This window comes from candidate division KSB1 bacterium (genome assembly GCA_022562085.1).
GTDB lineage: Bacteria > Zhuqueibacterota > Zhuqueibacteria > Oceanimicrobiales > Oceanimicrobiaceae > Oceanimicrobium.
In genome coordinates, this window is the sequence record JADFPY010000350.1 from 1 (window position 1) to 4788 (window position 4788).

Here is a 4788-nt window from a genome sequence, read left to right on the forward strand (position 1 = left end):
AAAATTAGGAAACCGATTCTAGTTCAAGCAAGTGACCTGTTTTAACGAATATTATTGTTTCTTCTTCAACGAATGGGAAATGTGTCGATAAATGAGGGCTTCTAATCCATGTTCCTTTTGGATAGCGACCATGTTCATCAATAAACTCACCCTTTAAAACAAAAATTTCTTCTCCACCATGGTGACTATGGTCTAAAAATCTCGCGCCCTTCGGCCACTTCACAAGGGCCGCATTTTCTGTTAGCGGCTTTACTTCAAGGTCTCCATAACCCGGATGCCAGCTTGTTTTGTTGGTATCAATTACTACTTGCTTTTTATCTTTAAGGTCCATTTGATTTAACTTAACAAATATCTTGCACCCCTTTTTGCTAAATGGTGCATGTGAAGTTCCAGGGGGATTTCTAATATATGTTCCTGCTGGATAATCTCCATTTTCGTCTGAAAAAATCCCCTCTAATACAAATATTTCTTCACCAAGTGGGTGAGAGTGACTCTGGAAAGCTGCACCAGCAATGTATTCAACAATTGAAGTTGTTCGTCCTGATTCTGCGTCTTCTCTTTCAAGTGGAATTCTATTTACTCCACCTGCAGGAGAACTTATAAAGATTTCCTTAGTCGTATTTATCATCACTTTCTTAGATAAATCCATATTGTAGTTTTCCATGTTAATCTCCGATTTTATTTAAATATTATAATGATGGTCCGCTAATTACCACCTGGTTTAAGTTAGAGTAGCCCCGAGAGGAATCGAACCTCTATCTAAACTTTAGGAGGCGTCTATTGCTGCAAATGTAGACAATTCCTATGGGACAAAGGTAAGTTGCAATGAGGTCATTTGAAATGGACAAAATCGACTAAAGTTGGTAAATTTCAGTCGATGGACTTTCTAAATGCTGTGGGAGAACATTTAACGTGTTTTTTGAAATACTTGATAAAGTAATAAGGGTCACGAAACCCTAAATCGAAGCCAATTTGATTTATGTATGCATTTGTATGTGTTAGCTTTCTTTTAGCTTCAAGAATAATTCTATCAGCAATTTCGTGGGACACTGTTTTTCCCATTTCAGTTTTGATTACTGTGTTAAGCGTTTTTGTTGAAATGGCAAGTTCATCTGCATAATTAGAGACAGACCAATTTTTATGGAAATTATTTTCTAAAAGGTCTCGAAATTTTAAATAGATAGCATTTTTATTGGATTTATTGTTGTGGGTTTTGATGTTTTTTCTTTTTTCTCGTTCAATAACTAAAAGTAAAGCCTTTAATAAATTGGAAAGAATAGTATTGTTGCCAAATTCGCCTGTATACTTCAGTTCGTTCTCAATTTGGTGGAAATAACTTACTATTTGATGTTCAAGTCTTTTCGGGATTTGGTAATATGGCTCTTCACTATTATTGAAAATATTGTAGGTCAGAAAAAAATTGATGTCAGTCTCATTGCTTATTATGAATGACTCGTTAAAATGGATTTGGGAACCTCTATAGTCAGAGCGCTTTTCAAAGTAATGCACTTGATTCTTAGCAACAAAAAATAGTCTATTTTCCTTTATATCATAGCTTTCAAAATCAATAAAATGTTTGCCACTGTTATTTCTAAACCAAATAATTTGATAAAAACTATGGGTGTGAGGCTTTGATGCATCTTCGAAATACATTTTTTGATATTCTGCCAAATCATAAATATCAAACTGTCGTTTTTTAGGCTCGTCTCTTAAAAAGTGATATTTTTTGATTTGTTGTTCTGACATTGTTGTTATTTCAAGTTGTGCCTAACGAGCATCTCTGTAAGTTTTTTTCATTATGGATTTCATCACGAGACATCATTATCTCTAACTTTTTTGGGGAGATTTACGTCAGAAGATCAGAAAATATGACAAGTTAGTCAAGAAAAAATATGGCCCGCTGGTGAAAATCAAATTTTGGCTATGGCAGGTGTGTGACTTCACCATTTTCAATATAAAAAAAAGCTTACAAGGAATACAGGAAAACTCACCGCCACAGTCAGTTTTTACTGATTGAAAACTTCAGTCCTAAAAATGCGTAAAACAAAACATGCCTTACCGAAAAATCCAACCCCTCAAACAGTTACGGCCTTTTGTGGAAAGCATCTGGATTCAGGAAGACCTTAGAGATGCATCCATTGAGAATTTTAGACCCACCATCATTCTGCCTTCTGCAAAAATTGATTTGCTCTTTTTTTACCGCGACCCCTTCGTTCAAATTGAAAATGGACAAACAACTGTTCTGCCAAAGTTTTTTTTAATTGGTCAAAGAACCAAAGCAATTGAAGTCGCTGCTACCGGTCAAACCGGAATTATAATCTGCAGTTTTTATCCCTGGGGCGCGGCGCCATTCTTTCGTCTGCCCCTATATGAATTTAAGGACGGTTCAATTGAATTGAGCTCTTTTATGAATCCAATATCAATTCGTTCGCTTGAGAATCAAGTTTTAGAAGCGAGTAAAAATTCGGAACGTGTTAACATTCTGCAGAATTTCTTAGTTCAATTGCTAAAGTGTCCTGTACATGATAGCTTGGTTATGCAATCCACATTTAAAATCAATCAGGATAAAGGCAATGTTGAAATAAACAAATTATCAAAGATTTTTTGCTTAAGCAGGAGGCAATACATCAGGCGATTCAAGAATTCTGTCGGTATCAGTCCGAAGAAATTTGCAAATATCGTCCGCTTTCAAAAAGCTATTTATTTCCAACGAATGGGGCTTAGCTGGACAAGAATCGCCGATGAATGTGGCTATTACGATCAGCCGCATTTTATAAAAGAAATAAAGGCATTTTCCGGCTTCTCACCTCAGGAACTACTTTCCAGAAAGCCCCCAACCAAATTGATGAAGTATTTTAATCCGTCTCAGAGTTTGTCACATTTTTACAATACTATTTACCTTTAATTCCTTAAGTTCTACTAATTATAATAAATTCATCTTTAATTAGGGCTGTCCAAAAAGTCTCTTCTTATTGTCATTCCCGCGTAGGCGGGAATCTACAACTTGCTATGTTTCTGGATTCCTGCTGAGTTCATCCCTGCGAAGGCAGGGGCAGGAATGACTTTATAGGGAAATAAAATGAGAAAGCCCCAAAGAAGAAGAAAAGGAGGTTTAAAATGTGGGTCTGTATTTTTACATTTATTCTGATTTTTACCTGCATCACAGACAGCTCAGCGCAATCCATTCCTTTTAGCTCTGACAAATGGGATATTAGCGCCAGAGAAAGCCGTGTTGAAAATTATTTTGGCCGCGAAAGCCTTTATCTGAAAGGCGGACAAGCCATGTTCAAGGATGCTGATTTTAAAAACGGAGTTATTGAGTTCGACATAGCTTTTAGCGGAGAACGCGGATTTATGGGAGTGATTTTTCGAGTTCAGGACAACAGAAATTTTGAGGACTTTTACATGCGGCCGCATCAATCCGGAAAACCTGATGCAAACCAATACACCCCGGTTTTCAATGGTGATTCGGGATGGCAACTCTATCACGGTGAGGGTTATGGAGCTGCCATAAAATACAACCTTAACAACTGGATGCCGGTGAAACTTGTCGTCTCCGGAAAGCGGGCGGAAATCTATATTATGGATATGGAATCACCGGCGCTGGTCACTCATGATCTGAAACGTGAAATTGCAGCCGGTAAAATTGGCTTTAAAGCAGGGAATCTTGCGCCGGCGCATTTTTCTAATTTCCGTTTCCAGAATATCGATAATCCCGAGCTCAAAGGCGTCCCTCCAAAAGTTGAGAAAGCCTCTGAGACCACAATACTGTCCTGGCAGGTCTCGAATAATTTTCCTGAAGAGTTTCTCGACCAGAAACACAAACTTTCCAAGCAGGACAAAGAAAGCCTAAGCTGGCAAAAATTCGCCTGCGAAGAAACCGGAGTAGCAAACCTGGCACGATTGCAAAGCCCTCGTGACGGCAAAAACACCGTTTTTGCAAAAGTGACACTCCACTCAGAGCATGAGCAAATCAAAAAAATCCAGTTCGGATTTAGTGATCGAATTAGAGTTTTCTTCAACGACCGTCTTCTTTACAGCGGAAACAATAATTACGCCTCAAGGGATTTTCGCTTCCTGGGAACTATCGGATTCTTTGACGAACTTTATCTGCCCTTAAAAAAAGGTGAGAATCAGCTTTGGATGGCCGTTTCAGAAGATTTTGGCGGCTGGGGTTTGTTGGCAAAGTTAGAAAACCTTGATGGTGTCAAAATCCAGGAGGGGATTCAACACTCTTCGAAATAAGTTGGAATATCAAACGACTTGCCAGAGACTTCCTTGTTCATCTTGATGGTTCTTCAAGAGATCCATCGAGGATGGTATCCTACATTTGAAATGTCACCATAAAGATCAGAACAACTATTGCGTTAAAGATCGCGAGAAGCAAATAAAAAGGAAACACGGTTTCCATTTTGAAGAGGGCATAGACAAATAAGTTGAATTTTACTTTGGATGATTGATATTGATGGCTGCCATAAAACAGCAAATCCGCGGAGGTTGCGACCTCCGATTCATCCGATAACCATAACTTTTCCAGTTCAGCAACACGAAGCTCCATTATTTTCATATGGCTTGCCTGCAAGCCTTCGATTATCCAAAACATAATCACCGGAAGCATTGTTAAGACGATACCCTGATAGTTTAGCAGAATGGCCTCATTGGAAGCGGTAAATATCATTGAGAGTAGCCAAACGGTCAGGCACCAACTTTTGGTGATGACTCGCTGGTTGTAATGCCTGTCAATCGTCCTGTAGTGTTGCTCATTAACCCCTTGTAATCGATCTTTAT

Annotated in this window: 5 protein-coding genes; 2 read left to right on the forward strand and 3 right to left on the reverse strand. The window is 38.4% G+C overall.

The window, feature by feature from the left end; genetic code table 11:
- Window positions 1-4: 4 nt before the first annotated feature.
- Together IH879_19910 and IH879_19915 are read right to left on the reverse strand one after the other, a co-directional pair.
- Complete coding sequence (locus IH879_19910) at window positions 5-664, reverse strand: cupin domain-containing protein (GenBank protein ID MCH7677194.1); 660 nt, start codon at window positions 662-664, stop codon at window positions 5-7.
- 206 nt (window positions 665-870) lie between these two features.
- Window positions 871-1746 carry a helix-turn-helix domain-containing protein gene (locus tag IH879_19915; protein ID MCH7677195.1) on the reverse strand — a complete coding sequence of 292 codons (876 nt, stop codon included), beginning with the start codon at window positions 1744-1746 and terminating at the stop codon, window positions 871-873.
- 304 nt (window positions 1747-2050) lie between these two features.
- Here IH879_19915 and IH879_19920 point away from each other — a divergent pair, with 304 nt between their 5' ends.
- Window positions 2051-2905: an AraC family transcriptional regulator gene (locus IH879_19920; protein ID MCH7677196.1), complete on the forward strand. Its 855-nt coding sequence runs from the start codon at window positions 2051-2053 to the stop codon at window positions 2903-2905.
- Window positions 2906-3117: 212 nt separating this feature from the next.
- Entirely contained in the window at window positions 3118-4245 is a 1128-nt protein-coding gene (locus IH879_19925; protein MCH7677197.1) for a hypothetical protein, read from the forward strand.
- Between the two features lie 79 nt (window positions 4246-4324).
- On the opposite strand, the gene IH879_19930 is transcribed toward IH879_19925, so the two are convergent.
- On the reverse strand, window positions 4325-4788 hold a 464-nt coding region (locus tag IH879_19930), incomplete at its 5' end, for a hypothetical protein (protein MCH7677198.1).

Coding starts and splice junctions, on each gene's coding strand:
- IH879_19910 (MCH7677194.1), bottom strand. CDS start 664: ATGGAAAACTACAATATGGATTTATCTAAGAAAGTGATGATAAATACG.
- IH879_19915 (MCH7677195.1), bottom strand. CDS start 1,746: ATGTCAGAACAACAAATCAAAAAATATCACTTTTTAAGAGACGAGCCT.
- IH879_19920 (MCH7677196.1), top strand. CDS start 2,051: ATGCCTTACCGAAAAATCCAACCCCTCAAACAGTTACGGCCTTTTGTG.
- IH879_19925 (MCH7677197.1), top strand. CDS start 3,118: ATGTGGGTCTGTATTTTTACATTTATTCTGATTTTTACCTGCATCACA.